We start from the raw sequence: 24,221 nt of genomic DNA on the forward strand, positions 1-24,221 counted from the left end.
CGCAGATTCCGGCCCGGATGGACGGGCTTGCGAGATGCGTCACGAAGTCGGGCGGGCCGGACCTTTCACCGCGAATTATGTTCTGCCCGTGGAAAATACGGCTAGACGCGCGGCTCCAGCAGATATTCGACCAGGGTGATCAGCGATTGCAGGCAGGGATTGCGGTCCCGCGCGTCGAGCCGCATCAGCGGCGTGCTCTGGTCCAGATCGAGCGCATCGCGAACCTCGTCGAGCGGGTGCTTGGGCGCACCGTCGAAGTCGTTGACGGCCACCGCGTACGGCACGCCGCGTTCCTCGAGAATGGACAGCGATTCGTCGGCCTTCTCCAGCCGACGGGTGTCGACGAGCACCAGCGCGCCCAGCGCGCCGACGGCCAGGTCCTCCCAGATGGGCACGAAGCGGCGCTGGCCGGGCGTGCCGAAAAGGTACAGCGCCAGGCGCGGATTCAAGGTGATGCGGCCGAAGTCCATGGCCACCGTGGTGGTGGTCTTGCCCGGCAGCCCGGCCATATCGTCGACGCCGACGCTGGCCTCGGTGATCGTCTCCTCGGTGCGCAGCGGCCGGATCTCCGACACACTGCCCACGAACGTGGTCTTCCCGACGCCGAAGTTCCCCGCCACCAGCAACTTCACGGTGCGGGTGACGGTCTCCGGCACATAGTCGACGACGCGCTCATGCGGAGAGAGCGCGGAGTCCATCTAGTACCTCCTCCAAGAGGGCTTGACCCGGTAGTGCTTCCACCGGAGTCGGGACAGCCAGGTGACCGCTGTCCAGCAGATCCGCCACCAGGATCTTCACGACCGAGGGCGGCAGGTCCAGATAGGCCGCCAGTTCGGCCAACGTCAGCACCCCGCGGCGGGCGAGCTGCAGAATGCGGCGGGCGTCGGGTGACGCGCCGGGGGCCGGATCGGCCACCGCGACAACCAGACTGACCAGATCCAGCACCCGGGTAGGGCGCGATCGGCCGCCGGTGCGCACATACGCCCGGACCAGATCGGGGTCGCGCCGCGGCCGGCTCATGCGCGCGGCAGGTCTGTCCTGGTCCGCGACATACTGCCGAGCTCACGCCCGACCCGCACGGCCAGTTCGTTCATCCGGTGCGCGATGAGGCTGACATCCACGTCCTGGGTGGTCGAAACACCCAGCAGCGCACCGGCTCCGGCGGCGGTGATGAAGATCATCCCGTCGGCGTACTCGGTCATGTTCTGGCGCACGGCGTTGTCGGTGGTGCCGCCGCAGAATTCGGCCAGCGCCTTGCCCAGGGCCCGCAGGCCGGAGGCGGCCGCGGCGAAACGCTCGGCGTCGTCGACGCTCACCCCGCCGGTGTGCGCGATGCGCAGGCCGTCCTCTGATAGCAGGACGGCGAACCGGACCCCCGGCGCTTCGAGATCGTCGAGCAACCAGGCCAGCCGGTTGGTGTCACTGACGGCCGTCGCGGGCGTACCGGTCACGATGTCATCCCTTCGGAGTGCTCGAACGCGGCCGCTCGACCGCGCTGGGAGCCGCTGTGCCAGGCAGCGGCGATATCGGGTCGCGCGGATGTCTCATCATCCACGACGACCGGGCGCACAGGTGCCGCCACCGACACCGACGCCGAGCGACGGCGCCGCTTGGGCAGGCCGCCTGCAGTGAGGTCCTGAGGCACCGAGTCCATGGCCACCACCGTGGGTTCCGGGTCGGGTGCCGGAATCCGGGCGGGCGCCGGCACGGGGGTCGGGGCGGCGACGGCCACGGGGGTCGGGGCGGGCGCGGCCAGCAGGGCCTCCGGAATGAAGACCATGGCGCGCATGCCGCCGTACATGTTGGGGCCGTCGATGTAGACGGAGAAGCCGTAGCGGCGCGCGAGCGCGGCCACACCGGGGAATCCGACGCGCGGGGTCGGGCCCAGCGCGTGGATGTCGACGATCTGGTCGCCGGCGAGCACGCGGCGGGTCTCCTCGAGCTGCTCGGGGTTCATACGCACACCGGCGTCGTCGATGATCACCGTGATGCCGTGGTGGCCCTCCTGGAAGCCGATGTCCACGTAGGAGGTCGGCGGCGAGTAGCGCAGCGCGTTGTCGAGCAGGGTCGCGACGGTGTGCACCAGCGGCTCGACCACGCGGCTGACGACCGGGCGGTCCAGCTCGGTGGCGCGCACGCGGGTGTAGTCGCGCACGCGACCGGTCGCACCGCCCACCACATCGGTGAGGGTCTGCTGCGGCCAGCGTCGGCCGGGCAGGCCACCACAGACGATCACGTAGGACTGCGCCTGACGGATCATCTGCTGGACGGAATGGTCGATCCGGGTGAGGGTTTCGAAGGTCTCGTCATTGCGGTGCTGGCGCAGCGCGGCGCTGAGCACCTGGCTGACGTCGGCGCCCAGACTGACCACCGAGGCGCCGAAGGCGCGCACCGCGGCGGAGGTGGCCTCACGGGCCGAGCCCTCCACCTGGGCGCGGGCACTGTCGGCAGCGTCGGCGATCGCGCTGCGCGAGGCCTCTCCAGCCTGCGCGACGGCGACGCGTGCGGCCTCCTCGGCCTGGGCGATGGCCAGCTGAGCCATCTCCTCGGCCTGGGCCACCGCGGTCTCCCGCTCGGATTCGGCCGACGCCACGGCGAGCTGGACCTCGGTCTCGGCCTCGCGGCGGACCCGGTCACGGGTCTCGGCGGCCACCTTCTGCAGTTCCTCGCCACAGCGGGCGGTCCACTGCCACACCAGTTCCGCGATGCGCGACTGCTCGAGCACGATCGGCAGGTCGACGGTGGGATTCTCGGGGTCGGAGCGACGTACCGCGGCGCCGATGGCGGGCACGACGTTCTCGGTCAGGTTCACGATCATGTTCTCGACCGCGACATCGCGTTCGGCCTGCTCCGCGCGCAGGGCGGCAACCCGCCCGCGTTCGGCGCGCACAGCGCGCCACAGATACAGCAGCCCGACCACGGCGAATAGAAGCGCGGCGGCGAGAACCCAGGAAAGCAGCACGGCGTTGTCTTGATTCATCAATTCTCTTGTCGTCCGGCCGATCCTGAAATCGGCGGAGCCACCATAGCAGAATCGTCTGTCTCCCCTAACCTTTCGGTATCTCCGAGCAAACCGCAACCCGGAGCCCGTGCAGCTCACAGCATTTCACCAGGCTTTGCACGCCGAATCCCCGCTGTGAGAGAACCCGGGCGGCCGGGCGGCTCACGCGCGACGCCCGCAGCCTGCCAATTGGTCACCCGACCATCAGGCCGGGCTCCGCCCGCCCCCTGCCCGGCCCCTCCGCCCACCGCCATGCCTCCACCCCCGGCAACCATCTGGTTTCCACAGCAGAGCGCCGCGTGGCAAACGGCGGAGACCGCGTTCAGCAAATCGTCTCCACCGCACGCCACGCAGAGACGGGCGCGACTCCTGGGGGCCGTCAGTAATCAGGCACGGAATGTCAGCGCGCGACGGCCGCCGTGGTGGCGGCGATCGCCTCCGCGATCCAGGGCAGGACCGCCGCGCGAACATCGATCCGCGCGGGCAGCAAACCATTGGCAGCCAGCAGATCGGCCCCGCGCTGTTGCTCGTCGAGGAACTCCGCGGTGACCGGGCCGACGCCGAACGGCCGCCCGCGCTGGGCCGCTTCCCCGGCGTCGAGGTCGGCGGTGCACAGCAGATTTCCATCGCGGATATCGGTGTCGACCGGTTCGATATCGGCCCATCCGAGTCCGGCGCGGTCCAGGGCGAACAGCAGCAGTGTGGTCTGCCAGGAGCCATTCGCGATGCCCACCCGCTTGCCCTTCAGATCGGCGACGGTCTCGATTCGCTGCCGGCCAGGGCGACAGCCGGCCGTTCTCGATGCGCGGGCCGGAGATGCCGACGTAGACGATGTCGCGATCGTTGCCCAGGGCGGTGATCGGCGGGGTGAATCCGGTACCGATGAAGTCATAGCCGTCGACGGCGAACAACCAGACCGAAGGCCGGGCCGCCGCGAATCAGGCTGAACCCGCACCGGACATTGGGGACGACCTCCAGATCCCGGTAGCCGGTGATGGTTTCGGGCACCCAGCCCCGGATGCGGGCCGCTCCCACCGAATCACCCTGGGCGGCGCGGTTGGCGGCATCGCGGTCGACGAAGGCCCAGCCCTGCTCGATCTCCCGGCGGCTGCCGTTCCTGGTCGATCTGGCCAAGGTCACCGCGGCCGACATCGCGGCCCGCTGCGCCGCCGACTGAACTCCGATCCATTTGGCAGCCAATGGATTCCATCGAGATTCCGATTGGCCCGGTGCGCGCCCGGCTGACACGATGGGCGGCATGCGTGCACAGCGGCTCGGGGACGGTTTGACGGTGTCGGCGGTCGGCCTGGGATGTATGGGTTTCTCCCAGGGCTACGGGGCGGCCGATGACGCGGAGTCCGCGACGGCCATCCGGGATGCGGTGGCGGCGGGGATCACCGTGTTCGATACGGCGATGAGCTACGGCCGTGGGCACAACGAGCGGCTGGTCGGGCAGGCGCTGGCGGGCACGGACGCCCTGGTGGCCACCAAGTTCGGGATCGTGCGGACCGAGGCGGGGGTGGGGCTCGACGGCAGGCCCGAGCATGTGCGCGGGTACTGCGAGGAGTCGCTGGCGCGGCTCGGGCGCGAGGTGATCGACCTGTACTACCTGCACCGGATCGATCCGGCGGTACCGGTGGCCGAGACCGTCGGGGCCATGGCCGAACTCGTGCGAGCCGGAAAGGTCCGGCACCTGGGCATTTCCGAGGCCACCCCGCAGCAGCTGCGGGACGCGGTCGCCGAGCACCCGATCGCCGCGGTGCAGTTCGAGTGGTCGATGCTGTGGCGTGCGCCCGAGCGCGACATCGTCCCGGTGGCGCGCGAGCTCGGGGTCGGCATCGTGCCCTACAGTCCGCTCGGCCGCGGATTGCTGACGGCCACACTGAATTCGGCCACCGTCGCCGACAGCGACTTCCGCCGCAACGACCCGCGCTTCCAGGGCCAGCATCTCGACGAGAACCTCGCGCAGGTGTCGGCGCTGCGGGAGTTGGCGGCGCGCCTGGGGATCTCGGCCGGTCAGCTGGCGCTGGCCTGGCTCCTGGCACAGGGGTCGGACGTCATGCCCATTCCGGGCAGCCGCCACTCGGCCCGCATCCTCGAGAACGCCGCGGCCGCCGCGGTCGAGCTCAGCGCCGAGGATCTCGTCGAACTCGACAAGCTGGTCCCGCCCGAGGCGTGGTCGGGTGACCGCACCTCCTTCGCCGCGCCCTCCACGACGCGCAACGCCTAGTCGTGGCCGCCCGGCCGGGAGAGCAGGGTCACCAGGCTCGAACCGGCATGCGGAGCTGCTGGCTGCGATACGCGGGACCGGCTCGCCGCAGGATATTTCGGATATCAGATGCGGCGAGGTTCGGCGGTCAATCGGCCCCGCCGGCGCCCACCTCCGGCAGGCGTTCGGTGACGCGCAGGCGATCGGCCATGGCGGTCAGCAGGTTCTGGGACTCCTCGCTCAGATCGAAGGCCAGCACCGACAGTGTGCGCAGGCCGTCGAACTGCAGCTGGGCGAGCAGTGCGTAGTCCCGGTCGGCGGTGGAGGTGTAGGCGTCGTCGGCGAAATAGTCCGGCCGCACCCGGAAGAAGCGGGCCAGCGCGGCGATCGTCTCGCGGGAGGGGTCGGTGCGCACACCCGAACGCAGCTGGCTCAGATAGGGCTTGGAGATGGGATGGCCCCACGCGGTCAGCTGGGCGGCCACCTCGGAATTGGTGTGCGGGCGCGCGCCGGGGGCGTACACGGTCTCGAAGAGCCTGTTCAGCCGGGTCGCCAGTCCCGCGACGGGTACGCGGACGGCGGTGCGGGTGGCGTGCAGTTCGGCGGCGCGATGCGGGATGCGGGCGTAGAGCCGGTGCAGCGCGGGCTCGTTCAGTGAGGACTGTTCGAGCAGCTCGGCGATGCGCGCTATCGGGTCCGGGGCGTGGTCGGGGCTCATTCGGCCGCCTCCTTGCCGTCGAGGCCGGTCATCCAGCCGTGGTCGCCTTTCGTTCGGGCCCAGCACTGTTCGACGGCCTCCACCGACGGGAAGTCGAACAGGTGCTGGATCTCAGGGGCGGTCAGGCCCATGGCCTTGCCCCACACCAGACCCCGGTCGCGGTCACCGAGCCCGGTCAGGCGGCTGCGGAAGGCGAGCCGGTCCACCACCGAGCCGGCCACGTCCTCGGTGGAGGCCAGCACCTCCATCAGGTCCGGGCCCGCCTCGGTCACGACGGCCACCGAGGCCGCGGCCTGGAACTGGTAGAGATCGCCGGTGCGGCGGCAACGGCGGAAAAGGTCCACGAACGCGAGCACACACGCGCCGATGAAGTAGCTGCCGAGGCCGAGGCCGCTCTCGGCGTTCCAGCCGTCGCCGTCGCGGGCATTGCGGCGGAATCGCTCGAGCGCGCGGGTGACGGTCTCCTGTACGAAGTCCTCGGCGAAGCGGGTCTCCACCAGCAGGCGTTCCTGGGTGGTCGGGCGTAGCGGCATGCGTTTCTGCTCGGCGACCGAGAAAATCCAGCCGCTGCGTACCCACGGCCCCAGCACCGCCAATGCGTGGCGAACCAGATTGTCCGCCAGCAGTTTCCACGCCGGCCCCTCGAATCCAGCCTTGCGGACCAGCTCGAACAGCTCGTGTTCGGCCGCGCCTCTCTCCGGATCGGTCATGTTGTCGGTGTCCTCACCCTGCACCTCCTGATCACTGACGAACACGTTATAGCGGTGGCAAACACACCGCCTCTCTTTCAGCTAATGATCAGTATCCGCGAAACGCGTAAATTGTTCCTTGACAGCGCATTTCATGTAAAGGCAGCATTTACACATGAGTGATTCCCGCCACGGAGACACCGCTGACGAACGCGTGGTCCTGGCAAAACTGCTGTCCACCAATGCCGAATTCGTCGCCGAGGTGCTACGCCCCAGCGACGGCAAGCCCGCCCCCTCGGTGATGGCGGCCCTGCGCGCGGCCCGCAGCCTCGACGGCGTCGTCGACGACGTTCTGCGTTCCCTGGTCCGGCAGGCCAGGGACGAGGGGCGCACCTGGGCCGAGATCGGCGAAATCTTCGGCACCTCACGCCAAGCCGCCTTCCAGCGATTCGGCGGTCCGGCTGCCGGTCTCACCATCCCGCCCGCCCCTTCCCTCCCGCCCATGCCGCAGATGCCGCCGATGCCCCAGGTGCCACCCATGCCCGAGATGCCCGACTGGCCGAATATGCCTGGCATGCCGAACATTCCGGGCCGGCCGTTCGGCGGACCCGGACACAGGGGCGGCCGCCATGAACACGAGCAGCACCGCCCAGGTCGGCCCGGCTGGGGCCCGAACCCGGGTGACGACCAGCCCGCCGAATGAGCATCACCCGCGGCCTCGGCGTCGGTCATTCGCCTGCTGCGCGACACGGGGTGGGTGGTTTTGGCGGATCTGACCGCGGGCGCGTTAGCCTCCCGTTATCTCGACGCCGCGCCCGAACCGGACTATTCGGTCGAACCATGGGTTGTGTGGGCGCGCGTCGGCAATAATGCCGGACGCCTGCCCGATTCGCTGCCCGCCGAATGAGGAGCCCATGCGCGCGCACTCCCGCCGTCATGCCATCGTGATGCTCGCGACCGCCGCCACCGCACTGCTCACCGGCGGCACCTTGGCCGCGGCGGCGCCCCCGCCGGCGAGCCTGCCCGCGCTGGGCGCGGACTTCCACTGGGGTGTGGCCTCGGCGGGGTTCCAGAACGAAGGCCATGCGCCCGACAGCAATTGGCGCCGGTACGTCGAGACGCATTCGGACTACGACCGCTACGGCGACAGCGTCGACTTCTTCGACCGGTATGCCGCCGATATCGCGCTGGCCGCGGAGCTGGGCGTGAACACCTACCGACTCAGCATCGAATGGGCTCGGGTGCAGCCGCGGCAGGGGGTGTGGGACGAGGACGGTTTCGCCTTCTACGACAAGGTGATCGCCGCCATCCGGGCGGCCGGGATGCGGCCGATGATCACTCTGGACCACTGGGTCTACCCGGGCTGGGAGGCCGATCGCGGCGGGTGGGCGAATCCGGGGATGGTCGAGGACTGGCTGGCGAACATGCGCACGGTGGTCGACCGCTACGCCGGCGACGATCCGATGTGGGTGACCATCAACGAGCCCTTCGCCTACATCATGAACGAGGTCCGCAACGGCGGGCTGCCCGCCGCCGACATCCCGGCCATGCAGGCGCGGCTGGCGCAGGCGCACAACGGCATCTACGACTACATCCACGCCCGCCAGGCCGGCGCCATGGTGACCAGCAATGTCGCCTATGTGCCCGCCGCGGACCCGATCGTCAACGGCGCCATGCTCGATGCGATCGCGGCCAAGCTCGACTTCGTCGGCATCGACTACTACTACGGCCTGTCCCCGGACACGGCCGCCGAGTACACCAATTTCGCCTCCTCGGCGCTGTGGAAGCTGCCGCTGCAGGCCGACGGCCTGTACTACACGCTGCGCTACTTCACCCACCGGTTCCCCGGCAAGCCGCTCTACATCGTCGAGAACGGCATGCCCACCGAGAACGGCGCACCCCGCGCCGACGGCTACACTCGCGCCGACGACCTGCGCGACACCGTCTACTGGTTGCAGCGCGCGAAGGCCGACGGCATGAACATCATCGGCTACAACTACTGGAGCCTGACCGACAACTACGAGTGGGGTTCCTACACACCGCGTTTCGGTCTCTACACCGTCGACGTGCGCACCGACCCGAACCTGACGCGCCGTCCCACCGACGCCGTGGACGCGTACCGCGCCATCGCCCGCGACGCCGGGGTGCCCACGGGCTACCTGCCGACCCGTCTGCCCGCGACCTGCTCGCTGGTCGACGCCCTCGATAGCTGCGCCGACCCGGTCACCCTGCCGCGCTAGCCCGGCGTACGCTCGACCGCCGCGGTGAGCGCGCGTATCCCGGCCGTCCGTTCGTTGACACGGGATTTCTCGTCGCTGGCTGGTTGCACCGGACTGTGACTCCCCCTCGTGGAACTGCTTGGGCCACAGGCCGGTACGTCTGGAACGGTAGGCGCGGGCCGGGCCGCTCCGACAGCGACGATCGGCCGTTGCCGGGCGAAGCGGCTGGTGAGAGCCGCGCTCGGGATTTCCGGTCCGGCTAATCCGACGCCGGCCGGCGTCGGGAGATCTGTCGCACACCGCGACACGCCCGCCGCTGCCCCGACATTCAGTTAATCGACAGCTACGCTCCGATTCGGGACATTCCGACCACCCGTCCCGGAGGAGGAGCCCCGATGCGCCGACGTCTGCACCGCCTCGTCCTGGCCGGGATCGCCACCGCCGCGACGCTGCTGCCGGTCGTGAGCGTCGCCCACGCCACCCCGGCCACGCCCCCGGCCGCGGGCGGCACCCGAGGCAGCCTGGGCGCGGAGTTCCTGTGGGGTGTGGCCGCGTCCGGATTCCAGTCCGAGGGGCATGCGCCCGACAGCAACTGGACGCACTACATCGACAACAACCCCGGCTGGGACCGCTACCGCGACTCCATCGACTTCCGCTCCCGCTACCCCAGCGACATCGCCCTGGCCGCGAGCCTGGGCTCGAAGGTGTTCCGCATCGGCATCGAATGGGCACGGGTGCAGCCCGAACCCGGGGTGTGGGACGAGGACGGCTTCGCCTTCTACGACCGCCTCGTCGACGACATCGTGGCCAATGGCATGAAACCCATGCTGACGTTGGACCATTGGGTGTATCCGGGCTGGGAGGCCGACCGCGGCGGGTGGCGCAATCCGGACATGGTCGAGGACTGGCTGGCCAACGCCCGCAAGGTCGTCGACCGCTACACCTCGCGAAATCCGGTGTGGGTCACGGTGAACGAGCCCGTCGCCTACATCATGCACGAGGTGCGCCAGAACGAGACCGACGCCGACGAGATGCTCGACAAGGTCGCCGACGTGCACAACCAGATCTACGACTACATCCACCAGGTGCAGCCCAAGGCCCTGGTCACCAGCAATGTCGGGTATGTGGCGGGTTCGGAATCACAGGTCAACGGCCCGCTCATGGAGCGCATCGGCGACAAGCTCGACTTCATCGGCGTGGACTACTATTTCGGCCTGGACGCGCCCAAGTCCAATGCCGTCAACCTGCCCGACGGTTCGGCCGCCCCGCCACCCGGGATGTGGGAGCTGCCCATCCGGCCCGAGGGCATCTACTATGCGCTGCAACACTATTCGCAGAAGTTCCCGGGCAAGCCGCTGTGGGTGGTGGAGAACGGGATGCCCACCGAGGACGGCAAGCCCCGCGTCGACGGCTACACCCGCTCGGACCATTTGCGCGACACCGTCTACTGGTTGCAGCGCGCCAAGGCCGACGGCATGAACCTGATCGGCTACAACTACTGGAGTCTCACCGACAACTACGAGTGGGGTTCCTACACACCGCGTTTCGGTCTCTACACCGTCGACGTGCGCACCGACCCGAACCTGACGCGCAAGCCCACCGACGCCGTCGACACCTACCGCCAGATCATCAAGGCCGGTGGCGTGCCGTCGGGCTACGAGCCGGTGCGCTTCCCGTCGGAATGCCACCTGGTGGATCCACCGGCCAGCTGCGACTCCCCCGTCACCATCCCGAGTGCGGCCGCGGCGCCCGCCTCCTGATTCGGCCGCCGCGGCGGGGGTCAGCGATCGCGCTTCCGCACCGCGCGTTCGATCTCCTCCGCCAGGGTCGCCCCGCCGACCTCGCGGGCCGCGGCCTGGAACCGGTCGCGAAAGCGATCCAGGTCCAGGTCCAGGCTCTCGCCGGTGTACTCCACGCCCGAGGCCTCGCGGATGACGCGGATCATCTCGTCGGCCAGGACGGCGATGTGGGTGCGAATCAGCTTGCGCAGCACACCCGACAGAGCGATGTCGGTTCCCACGTCGTAGAGGATGAGCGCGCCTGTGAGCATGGCCGGTTCGGGGACCCGCCAGCGTTCGCCGAGGCGTTCGAGGTAGCCGGCGGCGAGCAGATCGTCGAGGATCTCGGGGCGGCGATCGCCGAGCAATTCGGTCAGGGCGTCGTCGTCGAGGATCGTGCCGGTGTCGGCCCCGGCGCTGTAGCGCGGATCGAAGACCTCCCGCCAGTCCCCGTCCCCGGGCACCTCCGCCTCGAACACCTCCCGGATCGCGTCCAGGCGCAGCCCGCGCCCCTGCATGGCGATGATGGCGCGCAACCGTTCGAGGTGCTGGGGACCGTAGACCGCTTCCTTGCCGGACCGTCCGGGCCTGGGCAGCACGCCGACCGAGTGGTAATACCGGATGGTGCGGGCGGCGACCCCGCTGAGTTCGGCGAGTTGCAGACGGCTGTATCGATCCACCCGAACAGCATAGATACCGCCACCGGCGGACGTTGACAGCCACAACTGTCCGCGTTAGCGTAACCGCCGCCACACTGTCGACGACGACAAGGGAGATCCCATGACCCAACGCGATACCGATTTCGACGTGCTCATCGTCGGGTCCGGATTCGGCGGGAGTGTGAGCGCACTGCGCCTGACCGAGAAGGGCTACACCGTCGGTGTGCTCGAGGCGGGGCAGCGCTACACCGACGATCAGCTCCCCGACACCAGCTGGGATCTGCGCAAGTTCCTGTGGGCGCCGAAGCTGGGCTGCTTCGGGATTCAGCGCATTCACCCGCTGCGCGATGTCCTGATTCTCGCGGGCGCGGGCGTGGGCGGCGGTTCGCTGAACTACGCCAACACCCTTTATGTGCCGCCTGCGCCGTTCTTCCAGGACCCGCAGTGGCGCGAGATCACCGACTGGCACGACGAACTCATGCCCTACTACGACCAGGCCCGCAAGATGCTGGGCGTGGTCACCAACCCGCATATGACGCCCGCCGACGAGATCTTCAAGCAGGTCGCCGAGGACATGGGCGTGGGCAACACCTTCGTGCAGACCCCGGTCGGCGTGTTCTTCGGCGAGGCCGGCAAGACGGTGCCCGACCCGTTCTTCGGTGGCGCGGGCCCGGACCGCACCGGCTGCATCGAATGCGGCGAGTGCATGACCGGCTGCCGCCACAACGCCAAGAACACCCTGGTCAAGAACTACCTGTACCTGGCGGAAAAGGGTGGCGCGCAGGTCTTCCCGATGACCACCGTCACCACCGTGCGCCCGCTGCCCGACGGCACCTGGGATGTGGAGACCGAGCGCACCGGTGCGTGGCTTCGCAAGCAGCCCAAGACCTACACCGCCAAGCACGTGGTGCTGGCCGCGGGCACCCGCGGCACCCAGCAGCTGCTGTTCGCCATGCGAGACAAGGGTGTGCTACCGCAGCTCTCGCCGCGGCTGGGCGTGCTGACCCGCACCAACTCCGAGTCCATCGTCGGCGCGGCGACCCGCAAGGTGAACCCGGATGTGGACTTCACCCGGGGCGTGGCCATCACCTCCTCCATCCACCCCACCCCCGACACCCATATCGAGCCGGTCCGCTACGGCAAGGGCTCCAATTCGATGGGCCTGCTGCAGACGCTCATGGTCGACGGCGGCGGCAAGATCCCGCGCTGGCTGCGGTTCCTGTGGACGGTGCTGCTGCATCCGCTGACACTGCTGCAGTTCCTGACGGTGCGGAACTGGAGTGAGCGCACCATCATCTCGCTGGTCATGCAGCATCTGGACAATTCGATCACCACCTACACCAAGCGCGGCCTTTTCGGGCGCAAGCTGACCTCCAAACAGGGCCACGGCGAACCGAATCCGACCTGGATCCCGGTCGGCAATCAGTTCACCCGCGCGGTCGCGGACAAGATCGGCGGCGTCGCGGGCGGTTCCTGGGGTGAAGTCTTCAATATCCCCATGACCGCGCACTTCCTGGGTGGCGCGGCGATCGGCGCGGACGCCGACCACGGTGTCATCGACCCCTACCACCGCGTCTACGGCTACCCGACCCTGAGCGTGGTCGACGGTGCGGCGGTCTCGGCGAACCTGGGCGTGAACCCGTCGCTGACCATCACCGCGCAGGCCGAGCGCGCGGCGGCGCTGTGGCCCAACAAGGGCCAGGCCGACACCCGCCCGTCGCAGGCGGCCGGGTACTCCCGCATTGCACCCGTTGCACCGGTGCAGCCGATGGTCCCGGCGAGCGCCCCGGCGGCCCTGGTGCTGCCGATCGTCGAGATCCGCAGTGGCGGGACCGAATCCACCCCGGCCTGATCCACACCCGCTACGGCGCAGGCCCGTCGATCGCTCCGATCGGCGGGCCTGCGCTTTTCGCGCTGGTCAGCCGCCCGCCGTGGAAGTCAGTGAGCGTGGATGTGCGCGAAGCCCATCGGTGAGGTGGGGGGCGGGACGGCGCCGACGGGGGCGCGGAATTCCTGCAGCGCGGCAAGCACATCCACGTGGCGGGCGGCGTAGCAGCGCACCTGCGGCAGGGCGTGGGCGACCTCGCTGCGTTCGAGGGGTTCGGCGTCGATGTAGCCGACCTGGTCCAGGCCCACGCCCAGGGTCTCGGCGATGCGGGTGATGGCCGCGGACTTGCGGCCCCAGCCGACCTCGACGGCGGCGAAGCGCTCGGCCACGCCGTGGCGGCGCAATTGCTCTACCGTCCAGGCCCATTCGCCGCGGGAGGCGACGGCGTGCATGACGCCGCGCTCGTTGAGGATGCGCAGCGAGCGCGCGGCCTCGGCGCGCAGCGCGCCGGCGGTGGAGTCGCAGACCACCCCGTCCCACAGGGTGTTGTCGCACTCCCACACAAGCAATTTCACAGTCGCAGCGTTCATTGTTCCCCTGCCAGTCAGCAACCATCCGGTACCAAGGGTGCCGGACGGTCCCCTCTTTCACGAACCGCCCTGCGCGTGACATCGTAGGTGCTGTCTGGGCCAATGCACCAGCGCAGGGGAATTCGGAACGCCCAAGTTCCTATCTACTCGCGAGTACAGTGCGCGCGTGATCGCCGCTGGTAGCGTCGGATCCAGGCCGGATGAATCGAATGAAAGGGTCGAATGCCCATGCGGCAGCGCTGGAAACTCGCGGGTGGCTCGCCCGTGCTCGCGCTGGCACTGGTACTGACCGGTTGCGGGGCAGCCGAGGATTCGCCGCCGGTGGTGGTGAGTTCGCTGACGCTGGCGCCCCACCCCTCCACGGCCGCCGCGGCACAGCCCACCGCGCCCGCCCCGGCCACCGGCACACCCCAGCCCACGGGATCGGCCGCAGCGACCGCGCCGGGAGTGCCGACGGCCGATCCCTTCCCGGATCAGAACCTCATCGACCACACCGAGTGGACCGACGACTCCGACGGGCGCCGGTTGCGCGTCTACCCGACCCCGGCCGGGCGCGCCGACACTTTCCCCGCCGCGCTCGGGCGGGCCTGGCAGGAGGTGCTCACCTCCGCCCCCGAAGCCGACACCCCCGGCATGTACGACCAGTTCCGCTGCCACTGGGAGTGGGCGCGTGCGGTGACACCCGACAAGATCAGCTGGAATCTCGAGCCGTGGCGGCCCGCGGTGGGCTATGGCGCGACGGTGACGGCGCTGTGCAATCCGGGCGGACCCGAGCGCTGAGTAGCCGTTCGGCGCGGTAACAATGGCGCACCGACGAAACCGGTTGTCCGCGAGAACCTTCGAGCGCTCCGGTAAATGTGCGTATCGTGGGTGGCGTCCAGCGCGAACTCCTGGGAGGGAGGGTTCCGGTGCGCGCCTCCGCAGCCGCGAGCTCTACGCCCACGCCGCCCGCCGCCCGGGGACCGGCGCGCCCGGACCTGCGCGGACTGTTTCCCGCGCTGGCCGAAACCTCCGACGTCTACCTCGATTCGGCGTCCACCACCCAGAAGCCGCTGCCGGTGATCCGCGCGGTGCACCGCTATCACAGTGAGCGCACCGCCAATGCCGGGCGCGGCACCTACCCGTGGGCCAGCAGCCTGACCCACCGCATCGAGGCGGTGCGCGCGCGAATGGCCGAATTCATCGGGGCCGCACCGGATGAGGTGGCGTTCACGGCCGGGTCCACGGCCGGGCTGAACGCGGTGGCGCTGGCGTGGGGCCTGGCGAATCTGCGCAACGGCGACGAAATCCTCTACAGCCCACGCGATCACGCCTCGAACGTGTATCCGTGGCATCATCTGCGGCAGCTGCTGCGCGGGTTCGGGCGCACGATCCGGCTGGTGCCGTATCGGGTCACCGCGTTGGGTGAGGCCGATATCGAGGATGTGGCAGCGCGTATCACGCCCCGCACCCGGTTGATCACCGTCGGGCATCTGCATCATGTGTTCGGGGCGCTGACCACGCTCGAGGAGTTGCGCGGGCGCATCGATCCGGCGATCGCACTGTGTTTCGACTGCAGTCAGTCCGGCGGGCATCTGCCGGTGCGGGTGGCGGAGCTGGACGCGGATTTCGCGGTGTTCTCCGCGCACAAGATGTTCGGGGCGCCCGGGACCGGTGTGCTGTATTGCCGACGGCGACGTCACGTGGAGTTGGCCCCGTTCCTGCCGGGCGGCAATTCGGCGGTGTCACTGGGCGATTCGGGGCTTGTGTCCGGTTCCATGCCGCAGTTGCTCGAAGGCGGCACGCACAATATCCCCGGCATCCTGGCGCTGGGCGCGGCCCTCGAGGTGCTCGGCGAGCTGGGTCTGGACACTGTCGCCGACCACAATCGGGCCCTGACCCTGCGGCTGATCGCGGGCCTCCGCCCGATTGCGGGCGTGGAGTTCCTGCCGGGTCCGGCGTACGCGCCGTGCGAAACCGCGTACGGGATCGTGTCTTTCACCTTGGACGGGATCAGCGCCGCCGATCTGGGGTTCGTGCTCGGCGAGCTGGGGTTCCTGGTCCGCACCGGCGCGCACTGTGTGCCCGTCGACGATGTGGGGATGGACGAGGATTCGGTGCGGGTCAGCACCCACGTCTACAACACCTTCGACGAGATCGACCGGTTCACCGAGTGTGTCGCCACGATTGCCGAGGAGGTCTCTTGACCATGTCCGGCTCCGAACCCCGCTACGACCGGCGTGCCGCCTCCCGGGTGCTGGCCGCCCTGGCCCGGCCCGGATTGGGCGCGCCCCCGGTGCTGCCACCGCCGCGGCGGGTCGAATACACGTGCGCGACACTGCAGTCGGAGCCCGGCTCGCATCTGACGCTGTCGCAGCGACTGTATCTGGAGCGCTTCATGCGGCCGTGCCGCGCCGACCAGGTGACCAGCGCGACCCATCGCATCGCCTGGACCGACAGCGACGGCATCCCCAATACCGGGCACTACCGCGTGGGCGGGCTGGGTCCGATCGTGCCCATCGCCATGCGTGAGACGGTGCTGACGCTGTGGCACGCGCTGCAGGCCGATACCGCACTGGCGCTGCGCATGTCGGAGCTGAGCCCGCGCGACGAGGCGGTGCTCGAGGGCACCACCACCGATCACGAGCCGTTCGAGATCTTCCGGGTGGGCATCGAGGCGGCGGGGCGGGCGCTGGCCCAGCACGCGCTGCTGGCCCGCTGGACGCCGTATCGGACCCCGGCCGAATTCGCGGCCGGCATGCGGGATTCGGGAATCTACGGGGCGGTGGCGACACGCTGGTACTGGGAGCTGCAGGCCTCGAGCTACCGGCGCGGCATGATCGCGGCGACCCTGACCACCCAACCCGATGGGACCGTGCGGTATTCGGCGGATACGGTGGCAACGCTACGCGCGATGAAGGACATGACCATCGAGGACGCGCACCGGGTCATGCGCCGCGCCACCCACACCGAGGGATTGAGCGTGGCCGCGGCCATCACCAAGTACCACGACGAGCTCGATCTGATCTCGCGCCAGTACGCCCTGCTGCCGCCGGGGACGCGACCGGCGTGCCTGGCGGCCATGCCGCATCAGCTCGACGGGGAGCACTACAGCATCCTGCCGGTGGTCATCGACAGGTTCACCGACGTGTTCATTCGCATGGTGGAGCGGGTCACCGTGGCCGAGGTGGCACCCGATACCGGTTCGGACACCGCGGAACTCGCCGCCGAGGACCGGGTGTTCTACGTGCCGGACATGACCTGCAAGCACTGCATCCGCACCATCACCGGGGTGCTGGAGTCGATGAGCGTGGGTGTGCAGGACATCGATCTGATCACCAAGCGGGTGGTGGCGGAGTTCCGCAGTCCCCGCAACCGCCATCGCGTGTTCGAGGCCTTGCGCGACAGCGGCTACAACCCGACCGCGGTGGCGCCCGCGGCCACCGAGTCCGCGGTATGACCGCTGCCGCCCCGCCGGGACTGCCGGCGAAGATGCATGCGCTGGTGCGGGAATTCGTGGCCACGCCGGGCGCGATCGCCGAGGCGGTGGCCGAGTTCGGGTCACCGACGCATCTGGTGTTCCCGCAGGTGTTCGCCGAGAACCTGGAACGGCTGCGGGCCGAGCTGGCGGCGCGGGTGCGGGGGTTCCGGATCTGCTACGCGCACAAGGTGAATCAGTCGCGGGCGTTCGTGGACGCGGCGCGGGCCGCGGGCGCCGGCATCGATGTGGCCTCGGCGGCGGAGCTCGACAGCGCGCTGAAGGCGGGTTTCGAGCCGGAGCGGATCGAGGTGACCGGGCCCAAGGGTGAGAGGTTCGTGCGGGAGCTGGTGGGCAGCGGGGTGACGATCAACGTCGACAATGTGTGGGAGCTGGAACGCATTGCGGCGCTGGCGGACACCCGGGTGCCGGTCCTGGTGCGGGTGTGCGGGTTCGCGGGGACGGCGGTGAGCCGGTTCGGGGTGCCCCTTCATCGTATCGACACGGTCTTGGCGCTGCTGGCAGAGCACAGGGAGCGGATCGAGTTCCGCGGGTTCGCCTTTCACCTGGATTCGGGCGAACCCGCCGAGCGGGTGCGGGCGGTGGAGAGCTGCCTGGCCTTGACCGAGCGCGCCTACGGGTACGGGCTCTGCCCGTCGGTGCTGAATGTCGGCGGCGGTTTCCGGCAGGTGTTCACCGCGGACGCGGATGCGTTCGATGCGTATGTGCACGCGCTGCGGGAATCGCTGGTGGGGCGCGGGGAGCCGATGACATGGGGCGGCAACACCTTCGGGTTCCAGCTCGACAGCGGCGTCGTGCACGGGACACCGGTTTTTCACAAATACGCCAACATTGTGAGTGCCGACCGCATGCTGGCAGACCTGCTGGATACGGGGCTGGAATCCCACGGGGGCCGCACTTTTGCACAGCTGGCTGGGGAGAACTCGATCGGGATCTGGCTGGAACCGGGCAAGGCGCTGGCCGACCATGCCGGGATCACCGTGGCGCGCGTGGAATTCGTGAAGGAGACCGCCGACGGCAGCACCCTGGTGAATCTGGATCTGAGCCGCGACACCGTCACCCCGGCCGATCAGGAGGTGATGGTGGACCCGATCCTGGTGCCCGCCCACGGCCGGGAGCGCGTGAATGCCGGCGCGGTGGGGGTGTTTCTGGCCGGGCGGCTGTGCCTGGAGCGGGATCTGATCACCGCTCACAAGGTGTGGCTGCCGCGGCTGCCCGCGCCCGGGGATTTTGTGGTCTTCCCCAATACCGGCGCCTACCACATGGATTTGTCGGCAGCGCGTGCGTCGATGCATCCGGTGCCGCCCAAACTGGTGGTGGCGCAGCGGTCCGGGACGTTCTCGGTGTGCCGCGACGTCGACCGGCACGAGCTGCCCTGAAGCGACACGAGGTGCACTGATGCGCTACGACCACATCACCGAGCTGATCGGCAATACCCCGCTGCTGCGGCTGGATCCGGCCGTGCACGGGCTCGCGCACGTGGAGCTCTACGCCAAGCTCGAGTTCTACAACCCGTTCGGCTCGGTGAAGGATCGGGTGGCGTGGGGCATGATCCGCGATGATCTGGACGATATCGTCGCCCGGAAGCAGACCTTGATCGAGGCGTCGAGCGGCAATACCGCGAAGGCGCTGCGCATTCTGGCGTCCGTGCACGGGATCGGGTTGCGGGCGGTGACCAATCGGATCAAGGTCGCCGAGGTGCGGGAGTTGTTGCAGCTGCTGGGCACCGACATCGAAGAGCTGCCCGGATTGTCGGAGTGCCCGGATCCGACCGCGCCCAACGACGTGTACTCGGTCATCGAATCGACCATGGCCCGCACGCCCGGAGCCTGGTATCACCCCTCGCAGTACACCAGCGAGAAGAACATCGAGGCGCATCATCACGGGACCGGACGCGAGATCCACGAGGATCTGGCGCGCGATGGCATCACCCGGGTCGACTATCTGGTCGGCGGGCTGGGTACCACCGGGTCGACCCGCGGCACGGCGACGTTTCTGCGCAAACACAATCCGGAGTTGAAGTCCATCGCGGTGGTGTCCGAGCGCAGCGATTTCATTCCCGGCATCCGCTCGGAGACCGAGATGTGGGATGTGGGGTTGTTCCAGCCCGAGTTCTACGACCACATCCTGGCGATCGAGGCCGGGCGCGCGGTCGACGCGACGCTCGAGCTGGCCACCGCGCACGGTGTGCTCGCCGGGCCCACCAGCGGCGCCACCTACGCCGCGGCCCTGGAGTTGTTCGGGGACCTGGAACCACCCGCCGCGCAGGCCGATCCGCTCGTCGCTGTCATCATCGTGTGCGATCGGCTGGAGCCGTACCTGTCCTACATTCGCAAGCGCCGCCCGGAACTGTTCGGCAAACCCGGGCGCGCGCCCGCTCCGACCGCGACCGAACTGTCGGCGGTCCCGGCCCTGTCCCCCGACGAGCTCGAGGAGCTGGATCGCACGGCACGACCCACGATCGTCGACACCCGGGGCGCGATGGCGTACCGGATCGCGCACGTGCCCGGGGCGTTGAACATTCGCGATGACCAGCTCGACGACATGCTCGCCCAGGGTGTCCCGTTCTCGCGTTCGCGCCCTGTGGTTTTCGTCTGCCCGGTCGGTGAGGTCTCGTCGCGCTTCGCGGCGCTGGCCCGCCGCGCGGGGTATGACGCGCGCAGTCTCGCGGGTGGTATCACCGCGTGGCGAGACGCGGGCAAACCCATGGAATCCGCGCCGCGACCCGAATGAGCCACGGGGCGGCCGATTCCCGCGGCCACGGCGGTGGCGCGTAGCGCCGGACGATCCACACACGGCCCGCACGCGGGCGGGTCAGCGCGACGGCGACGAGTTGGTAATCGCCGAAGACTTAACGAAGTTCGCGTAGTTCCTGGTCAGATCCGGTGTGGTGAGATTACAGGAGTCGTCTCGTTCAGGTGCTGTCAGATGGTGGGGCGGGTGGCGCCGAACTCGGCGGCGATCTGGTCAGCGGTGTAGCAATCAACTCGAAGCCCCAGCAACCAGCCCGACCCCAGCTGTAAACACTGTCCGCAGAACGTCCCGCCCGCCGACGGGATCGTTGCGTCGGCAAGCAACGCGAAATCAGATGCTCACTGCGAGTCTGCGCCCGGCGGCCGTACGAACCAAGCTGCGCCGCATCAACATTCAACTGCTCGGCCAAGCGGCCCACTGCCACCGCCGGTGCGGCGGAAACCCTATCCAACGAATCCGAGCCACGGCAGACTGCACAAGATCACCGCAAGGCCCAGGCGCACACTCGCCCCGCGACCGTGCGGCGCTACGAACGTCAGATCCGCTGGGTTGAGGGTGAAATACCGGAACAGCTCCTCCCGGCTGATCTCCGGAAACTCCGGAAGACGCTGCACCTCCTCATCCGCAAACGCCCGCGTTGCCACGAACCCTGGCACCCGGACCAACGTCATCGGCTGCCAACCCGAGCACCAACCCCTCCACCCTGCGTCCGAAACCGCCGAATCACCCTCTACCAGGCCGCATCCCGAACGTCATTGGATTTCGGCGATTACTACCGGAACCCCCTAGTGGACGACGTCCACGTGCATCGGTCCCCTGACCGCGAATCATGTTGAGCAACAGGTTAACCGGAATCGGGACAGGGGCCCGTGCGAATTCGGTGAACTTCGTGGAGTCTGCACTTCGGCGTTCGGGGCGCTAAGGTGCCGGGGGTCGAATTCACCAGCGTTGCCAGGAGTTTCACCATCAGCATCGAGCCAGCCGCGGGTCAGGCTACCGACCTGCGCATCACCCTGACCGTCTGTCATGCCACCACCGTCGTGTGTTTCTCGGCGGGTGTCGTCTCCATCCTGATCGGCACCTATACCGATGCCGGGTCGGTGTTCAACATGGTCGGTGTGGTGCTGTGGCTGGTGGCGCTGGCCGCCAGGATCGGGGTGTTCGCGATCACCCGGTCGCGGTCCGGGCACGCCGAATAACTCGATCCGGGCGGACCGGGAGCTCGATCCGGACATACCGGGCAGCGGGGTTCGCGCACGCCGGTAGCGGGCGGGTTGTTCGCTGGTGGCGAGCCGATGCCCGACCGGGGCATCGCTGCTGGCACGATGATCTCGTGGAGTGGGCGTTCGGACTCGTGTTGCTGGTGTCGGTGGCGGTCGCGCTGGCGGCCGGTGCGCGCCGGCTGGGGTTGGGTGAGCCGTTCGTGCTCACCGTGGCCGGGGTGATCGGCTCGTATCTGCCGCTGGTGCCGGAGTTCGATGTCGAACCCGAGCTGGTGTTGCTGGGATTGCTGCCGCCGCTGTTGTACACGACGGCGATTCGCACGTCGCTGGTGGATTTCCGGCCGAAGAAGACCTCGATCACGCTGCTGTCGGTGGGCCTGGTGCTGTTCACCGCGTTCGCGGTGGGCGGGGTGGTGTATTGGCTGCTGCCGGTGCCGTTCTCGGCGGCGGTGGCGATCGGCGCGATCGTGGCCCCGCCGGACGCGGTGGCCGCTACCGCGGTGGCGCGCCGGGTCGGGATGCCGCGCCGGATCGTGACCCTGCTCGAAGGCGAGTCGCTGTTCAACGACGCCACCGCGCTGGTGACCCTGCGGACCGCGGTGGCCGCCATGGCCGGCAGCGTGACGGCTTGGCAGGCGGGCGCGAGTTTCGTCGGCGCGGCCGGTGGCGGCGCGCTCATCGGCGGGGTGGCCGCGATGCTGCTGGCGTTCCTGCGGCGGCGCATCACCGATCCGGTGCTGGACACGAGCGTGTCGCTGCTGGCGCCGTGGATCGCGTACCTGCCGGCCGAAGGCGTGCACGCCTCGGGGGTGATCGCGGTGGTGACCTGTGGCCTGATCCTGGGTCACGGCGCCCCGAAGTGGCAGAGCGCGGCCTCGCGCATCGCCGAGCACACCAACTGGCGCACCATCCAATTCCTGCTCGAGAGCGCGGTTTTCCTGCTGATCGGCCTGCAGGTGCGCCATCTGGTCGAGGACGCCTGGCACAGCGGGCTGCCGCATTCGACGCTGCTGTGGACGTGTGCCGCGGTGCTGGTGACGGTGATCGTGGTGCGCCCGGTGTGGGTGTTCCCGGCGACCTACGGGGCCTGGCAGGTCGAGGGGCGCCGGCAGGGAAGACCCAAGCCGGAGTGGACCGGTCCGGCCGTGGTGTCGTGGGCGGGCATGCGCGGCGTGGTGACGCTGGCCGCGGCGCTGCTGCTGCCCGCCGACACCCGCGAGCTGGCGACGCTGCGGCTGCTGGCGGTCGTCGTGGTGGGCGGAACTCTGCTGCTGCAAGGCTTGTCGCTGCCGTGGCTGGTGCGGGTGCTGCGACTTCGCGGGCCCAGCCAGGCCGAAGACCTGTTGCAGGAGGCGAATCTGCTGCAACAGGCGACCGTCGCGGGCCTGCGGGCCCTGGAGGAGAACATCGCCCCCGAGACCCCGCCGGACGTGGTCGACGCCCTGCGCAACCGGGTCGTGGTGCGCGCCCAGTCGGCGTGGGAGTTGCTGGGCCGCTCCGAATCCCAGCGCGTCACGCCCAGTGGCGAGTACCGCCGGCTGCGCCTGGCGATGCTGGCCGCCGAGCGCGAAACCGTGCTGCGTATCCGTGATTCGGGCCAGGTCGACCAGGAGGTCCTGCAGGCGGTCATGGCGACCCTCGATATCGAGGAGTCCACCATCGACCGTGTGGCCGAGGCCGAGGAGGACGACGGCACCCCGCTGCGCTCCCCTCTCACCGCCGGCGCCTGCGAGCACCTGCGCGAGGCGCCCGGTGTCCGCGTCCCAGACACCCCGGACGCCTGCGGTGAATGCCTCGACGAGGGCCTGGTGTGGGTTCATCTGCGGATGTGCCTGGACTGCGGCCATGTCGCCTGTTGCGATTCCTCGCCGGGAAACCACGCCACCAAGCACTTCAACGACACCGGCCATCCGGTCATGCGCAGTGTCGAGCCGGGTGAATCCTGGCGCTGGTGCTACCTGGACGAACTGCTGGGCTGACCCCGCCCGCCTGACCGCGGCCGGGTGGGCGGCCTTCGACGGGCATATCGCGGCACTGCGGGGAGATCGTCGCGGGCGCGAGGCCGCCGAGCGATCCCGTCTGGCTGACCCGTTGCCGGCGGGCCGGGTGTGTGGTCAGTCGGTCATCGCCAGTCGTTGCGGTCGGCCATGGCGCGCGCCGACCAGCGGACGGCGTAGCCGATCATGAAGCACGGCAGCGAGGCCAGCACGAATACCGCTGTCGCGACCACGAATCCGCTGACCAGTCCCATGATCAGCGATTGCCAGCCGGGATCGCAGCGGCTGGTCAGCCCGCTCACCGCGGCGCAGTCGCCGAAGGTGGCCTGCCCGTAGAGGTGGGCCCACAGCGTCACTGCCGCCCAGATCGACAGTGCCAGCAGCACATTGACGATGTACCAGCAGCGCACCAGTTTCCGGACGAAGATCAGCGCCCCGAGCTGCCCGGCGTCGAGACCGTCGGCGACATCGTCATTGACGCCCAGGTGGCGTCCCCACCCGGAGGGCTCGGGGACCTCGACGAGGGGTTTGCTGGCGTACCGGGTTGCGGTCATACAGGTCGATCCTTCTGCACCTCGAACAGTCCACGGGCACAGATTGATTCGCCATGCCGACCCGAACTGAAGACAAATCCGGGATCGATCATCGCAGTGCCGGCCGGTTTCCGATGGTTTTGCGGCGGAATCGTGGTCGATCACAATCGCGGAGCGGGGAGGTGCCGAGGCCATCGGCTGTGGTGCGGCGGCGCCGAGGCCGGGATCGGTGGAAGGCCTCGGCGCCGCCGTTGTCGCGGCGCCGCCGGGTGCGGAGACGCGAGGTGCGAGTCCCGGGGAAGAGACTCGCGGGGATCCGGTGCCGCAGGCGTCTGCGCGTGTTCGCCGGAGGCATTACTCGGACGATCAGAACGGTAGCGAGACAGTAGCTATCGTGCGCGCCGGGCGCGCAGATTAGGGGATTGTTAGGGGGCTGAGAGCTTTTCGGGCCACGAAGCGCACGGCTGTGCGATAACGGCTGGTCGCAGCCCTGGGCGATCCGTCTGGTTGGTACGGAACGGGAAGTTCGATAAGCGCGTGCCGCG

At 69.0% G+C, this 24,221-nt stretch carries 22 protein-coding genes and 3 pseudogenes; 13 read left to right on the top strand and 12 right to left on the bottom strand.

Features of this window, described 5'->3' with window-relative positions; translation table 11 throughout:
* Window positions 1-101 precede the first annotated feature (101 nt).
* The 6 genes and pseudogenes from ON33_RS36790 to ON33_RS36815 form a co-directional block, all read right to left on the bottom strand.
* Complete coding sequence (locus ON33_RS36790; protein ID WP_040863799.1) at window positions 102-698, bottom strand: GTP-binding protein; 597 nt, start codon at window positions 696-698, stop codon at window positions 102-104.
* Window positions 673-1,020 carry a DUF742 domain-containing protein gene (locus tag ON33_RS36795; protein ID WP_040863800.1) on the bottom strand — a complete coding sequence of 116 codons (348 nt, stop codon included), beginning with the start codon at window positions 1,018-1,020 and terminating at the stop codon, window positions 673-675. The genes ON33_RS36790 and ON33_RS36795 overlap by 26 nt, the downstream gene beginning before the upstream one ends.
* Complete coding sequence (locus tag ON33_RS36800; RefSeq protein ID WP_040863801.1) at window positions 1,017-1,451, bottom strand: roadblock/LC7 domain-containing protein; 435 nt, start codon at window positions 1,449-1,451, stop codon at window positions 1,017-1,019. The genes ON33_RS36795 and ON33_RS36800 overlap by 4 nt, the downstream gene beginning before the upstream one ends.
* Window positions 1,448-2,980 (bottom strand): ATP-binding protein, encoded by a 1,533-nt coding sequence (locus tag ON33_RS36805; protein ID WP_051153432.1) that lies wholly within the window; start codon window positions 2,978-2,980, stop codon window positions 1,448-1,450. The genes ON33_RS36800 and ON33_RS36805 overlap by 4 nt, the downstream gene beginning before the upstream one ends.
* A 421-nt stretch (window positions 2,981-3,401) precedes the next feature.
* A pseudogene (locus ON33_RS40400) lies at window positions 3,402-3,921 on the bottom strand (ABC transporter substrate-binding protein); the annotation flags it as partial.
* Window positions 3,911-4,105: pseudogene (locus ON33_RS36815) on the bottom strand (LLM class flavin-dependent oxidoreductase); the annotation flags it as partial. The pseudogenes ON33_RS40400 and ON33_RS36815, both read right to left, overlap by 11 nt.
* A 154-nt stretch (window positions 4,106-4,259) precedes the next feature.
* Between ON33_RS36815 and ON33_RS36820 the strand changes: the two are divergent.
* Complete coding sequence (locus tag ON33_RS36820) at window positions 4,260-5,231, top strand: aldo/keto reductase (RefSeq protein ID WP_040863945.1); 972 nt, start codon at window positions 4,260-4,262, stop codon at window positions 5,229-5,231.
* A 127-nt stretch (window positions 5,232-5,358) separates the two neighbouring features.
* On the opposite strand, the gene ON33_RS36825 is transcribed toward ON33_RS36820, so the two are convergent.
* The gene (locus tag ON33_RS36825; RefSeq protein ID WP_040863946.1) at window positions 5,359-5,808 is read right to left on the bottom strand and encodes a helix-turn-helix domain-containing protein; all 450 of its coding nucleotides are present in this window, start codon (window positions 5,806-5,808) and stop codon (window positions 5,359-5,361) included.
* Between the two features lie 116 nt (window positions 5,809-5,924).
* Window positions 5,925-6,683, bottom strand: coding sequence for a hypothetical protein (locus ON33_RS36830; protein ID WP_040863803.1), 759 nt, complete (start codon window positions 6,681-6,683; stop codon window positions 5,925-5,927).
* Window positions 6,684-6,792: 109 nt separating this feature from the next.
* On the opposite strand from ON33_RS36830, the gene ON33_RS36835 reads away from it, so the two are divergent.
* From ON33_RS36835 to ON33_RS36845, 4 genes are all read left to right on the top strand, one after another.
* Window positions 6,793-7,320 carry a hypothetical protein gene (locus ON33_RS36835; RefSeq protein ID WP_040863804.1) on the top strand — a complete coding sequence of 176 codons (528 nt, stop codon included), beginning with the start codon at window positions 6,793-6,795 and terminating at the stop codon, window positions 7,318-7,320.
* Window positions 7,321-7,380: 60 nt separating this feature from the next.
* Window positions 7,381-7,524, top strand: coding sequence for a hypothetical protein (locus ON33_RS42165; RefSeq protein WP_157184937.1), 144 nt, complete (start codon window positions 7,381-7,383; stop codon window positions 7,522-7,524).
* 7 nt (window positions 7,525-7,531) lie between these two features.
* Entirely contained in the window at window positions 7,532-8,857 is a 1,326-nt protein-coding gene (locus ON33_RS36840) for a family 1 glycosylhydrolase (RefSeq protein WP_040863805.1), read from the top strand.
* A gap of 374 nt (window positions 8,858-9,231) precedes the next feature.
* Window positions 9,232-10,596, top strand: coding sequence for a family 1 glycosylhydrolase (locus ON33_RS36845; protein WP_040863806.1), 1,365 nt, complete (start codon window positions 9,232-9,234; stop codon window positions 10,594-10,596).
* Between the two features lie 20 nt (window positions 10,597-10,616).
* Here the strand turns inward: ON33_RS36845 and ON33_RS36850 are convergent, their stop codons facing one another.
* The gene (locus ON33_RS36850; RefSeq protein WP_040863807.1) at window positions 10,617-11,294 is read right to left on the bottom strand and encodes a MerR family transcriptional regulator; all 678 of its coding nucleotides are present in this window, start codon (window positions 11,292-11,294) and stop codon (window positions 10,617-10,619) included.
* A 100-nt stretch (window positions 11,295-11,394) separates the two neighbouring features.
* Between ON33_RS36850 and ON33_RS36855 the strand changes: the two genes are divergently transcribed.
* Entirely contained in the window at window positions 11,395-13,125 is a 1,731-nt protein-coding gene (locus ON33_RS36855; protein ID WP_040863808.1) for a GMC oxidoreductase, read from the top strand.
* 86 nt (window positions 13,126-13,211) lie between these two features.
* Here the strand turns inward: ON33_RS36855 and ON33_RS36860 are convergent, their stop codons facing one another.
* Entirely contained in the window at window positions 13,212-13,676 is a 465-nt protein-coding gene (locus ON33_RS36860; protein ID WP_245551188.1) for an HAD family hydrolase, read from the bottom strand.
* A gap of 237 nt (window positions 13,677-13,913) precedes the next feature.
* Here ON33_RS36860 and ON33_RS36865 point away from each other — a divergent pair, with 237 nt between their 5' ends.
* The 5 genes from ON33_RS36865 to ON33_RS36885 all read left to right on the top strand — a co-directional run bounded on the left by ON33_RS36865 (window position 13,914) and on the right by ON33_RS36885 (window position 19,902).
* Window positions 13,914-14,471: a DUF2599 domain-containing protein gene (locus ON33_RS36865; protein ID WP_051153435.1), complete on the top strand. Its 558-nt coding sequence runs from the start codon at window positions 13,914-13,916 to the stop codon at window positions 14,469-14,471.
* A 128-nt stretch (window positions 14,472-14,599) separates the two neighbouring features.
* Window positions 14,600-15,877 (top strand): aminotransferase class V-fold PLP-dependent enzyme, encoded by a 1,278-nt coding sequence (locus tag ON33_RS36870; protein ID WP_245551190.1) that lies wholly within the window; start codon window positions 14,600-14,602, stop codon window positions 15,875-15,877.
* A 2-nt stretch (window positions 15,878-15,879) separates the two neighbouring features.
* Window positions 15,880-17,130: a heavy-metal-associated domain-containing protein gene (locus tag ON33_RS36875; RefSeq protein ID WP_040863810.1), complete on the top strand. Its 1,251-nt coding sequence runs from the start codon at window positions 15,880-15,882 to the stop codon at window positions 17,128-17,130.
* On the top strand, window positions 17,127-18,548 hold the full coding sequence (locus ON33_RS36880; protein ID WP_040863811.1) for a type III PLP-dependent enzyme domain-containing protein: 1,422 nt from the start codon (window positions 17,127-17,129) through the stop codon (window positions 18,546-18,548). Before ON33_RS36875 ends, ON33_RS36880 begins: the two co-directional genes overlap by 4 nt.
* Before the next feature lie 19 nt (window positions 18,549-18,567).
* A complete protein-coding gene (locus tag ON33_RS36885) occupies window positions 18,568-19,902 on the top strand; it encodes a pyridoxal-phosphate dependent enzyme (RefSeq protein ID WP_040863812.1) in 1,335 nt (444 codons plus the stop codon).
* Window positions 19,903-20,254: 352 nt separating this feature from the next.
* Here the strand turns inward: ON33_RS36885 and ON33_RS44315 are convergent.
* Window positions 20,255-20,567 (bottom strand): annotated as a pseudogene (locus ON33_RS44315) (DUF4158 domain-containing protein); the annotation flags it as partial.
* 279 nt (window positions 20,568-20,846) lie between these two features.
* Here ON33_RS44315 and ON33_RS36895 point away from each other — a divergent pair.
* Both ON33_RS36895 and ON33_RS36900 read left to right on the top strand, forming a co-directional pair.
* Entirely contained in the window at window positions 20,847-21,122 is a 276-nt protein-coding gene (locus ON33_RS36895) for a hypothetical protein (protein ID WP_040863813.1), read from the top strand.
* Between the two features lie 134 nt (window positions 21,123-21,256).
* A complete protein-coding gene (locus ON33_RS36900; protein WP_040863814.1) occupies window positions 21,257-23,125 on the top strand; it encodes a Na+/H+ antiporter in 1,869 nt (622 codons plus the stop codon).
* 143 nt (window positions 23,126-23,268) lie between these two features.
* On the opposite strand, the gene ON33_RS36905 is transcribed toward ON33_RS36900, so the two are convergent.
* The gene (locus ON33_RS36905) at window positions 23,269-23,697 is read right to left on the bottom strand and encodes a hypothetical protein (protein ID WP_040863815.1); all 429 of its coding nucleotides are present in this window, start codon (window positions 23,695-23,697) and stop codon (window positions 23,269-23,271) included.
* Window positions 23,698-24,221: the final 524 nt, after the last annotated feature.

The sequence above is a fragment of the Nocardia niigatensis NBRC 100131 genome, from assembly GCF_000308655.1.
Classification (GTDB): domain Bacteria; phylum Actinomycetota; class Actinomycetes; order Mycobacteriales; family Mycobacteriaceae; genus Nocardia; species Nocardia niigatensis.

Bases quoted from the DNA above. Each gene is read 5' to 3' on its own strand.
- ON33_RS36805 (WP_051153432.1), bottom strand. From the start codon at position 2,980: ATGAATCAAGACAACGCCGTGCTGCTTTCCTGGGTTCTCGCCGCCGCG.
- ON33_RS36885 (WP_040863812.1), top strand. From the start codon at position 18,568: ATGCGCTACGACCACATCACCGAGCTGATCGGCAATACCCCGCTGCTG.
- ON33_RS36795 (WP_040863800.1), bottom strand. From the start codon at position 1,020: ATGAGCCGGCCGCGGCGCGACCCCGATCTGGTCCGGGCGTATGTGCGC.
- ON33_RS36840 (WP_040863805.1), top strand. From the start codon at position 7,532: ATGCGCGCGCACTCCCGCCGTCATGCCATCGTGATGCTCGCGACCGCC.
- ON33_RS36905 (WP_040863815.1), bottom strand. From the start codon at position 23,697: ATGACCGCAACCCGGTACGCCAGCAAACCCCTCGTCGAGGTCCCCGAG.
- ON33_RS36820 (WP_040863945.1), top strand. From the start codon at position 4,260: ATGCGTGCACAGCGGCTCGGGGACGGTTTGACGGTGTCGGCGGTCGGC.
- ON33_RS36835 (WP_040863804.1), top strand. From the start codon at position 6,793: ATGAGTGATTCCCGCCACGGAGACACCGCTGACGAACGCGTGGTCCTG.
- ON33_RS36845 (WP_040863806.1), top strand. From the start codon at position 9,232: ATGCGCCGACGTCTGCACCGCCTCGTCCTGGCCGGGATCGCCACCGCC.
- ON33_RS36875 (WP_040863810.1), top strand. From the start codon at position 15,880: ATGTCCGGCTCCGAACCCCGCTACGACCGGCGTGCCGCCTCCCGGGTG.
- ON33_RS36865 (WP_051153435.1), top strand. From the start codon at position 13,914: ATGCCCATGCGGCAGCGCTGGAAACTCGCGGGTGGCTCGCCCGTGCTC.
- ON33_RS36790 (WP_040863799.1), bottom strand. From the start codon at position 698: ATGGACTCCGCGCTCTCTCCGCATGAGCGCGTCGTCGACTATGTGCCG.
- ON33_RS36855 (WP_040863808.1), top strand. From the start codon at position 11,395: ATGACCCAACGCGATACCGATTTCGACGTGCTCATCGTCGGGTCCGGA.
- ON33_RS36880 (WP_040863811.1), top strand. From the start codon at position 17,127: ATGACCGCTGCCGCCCCGCCGGGACTGCCGGCGAAGATGCATGCGCTG.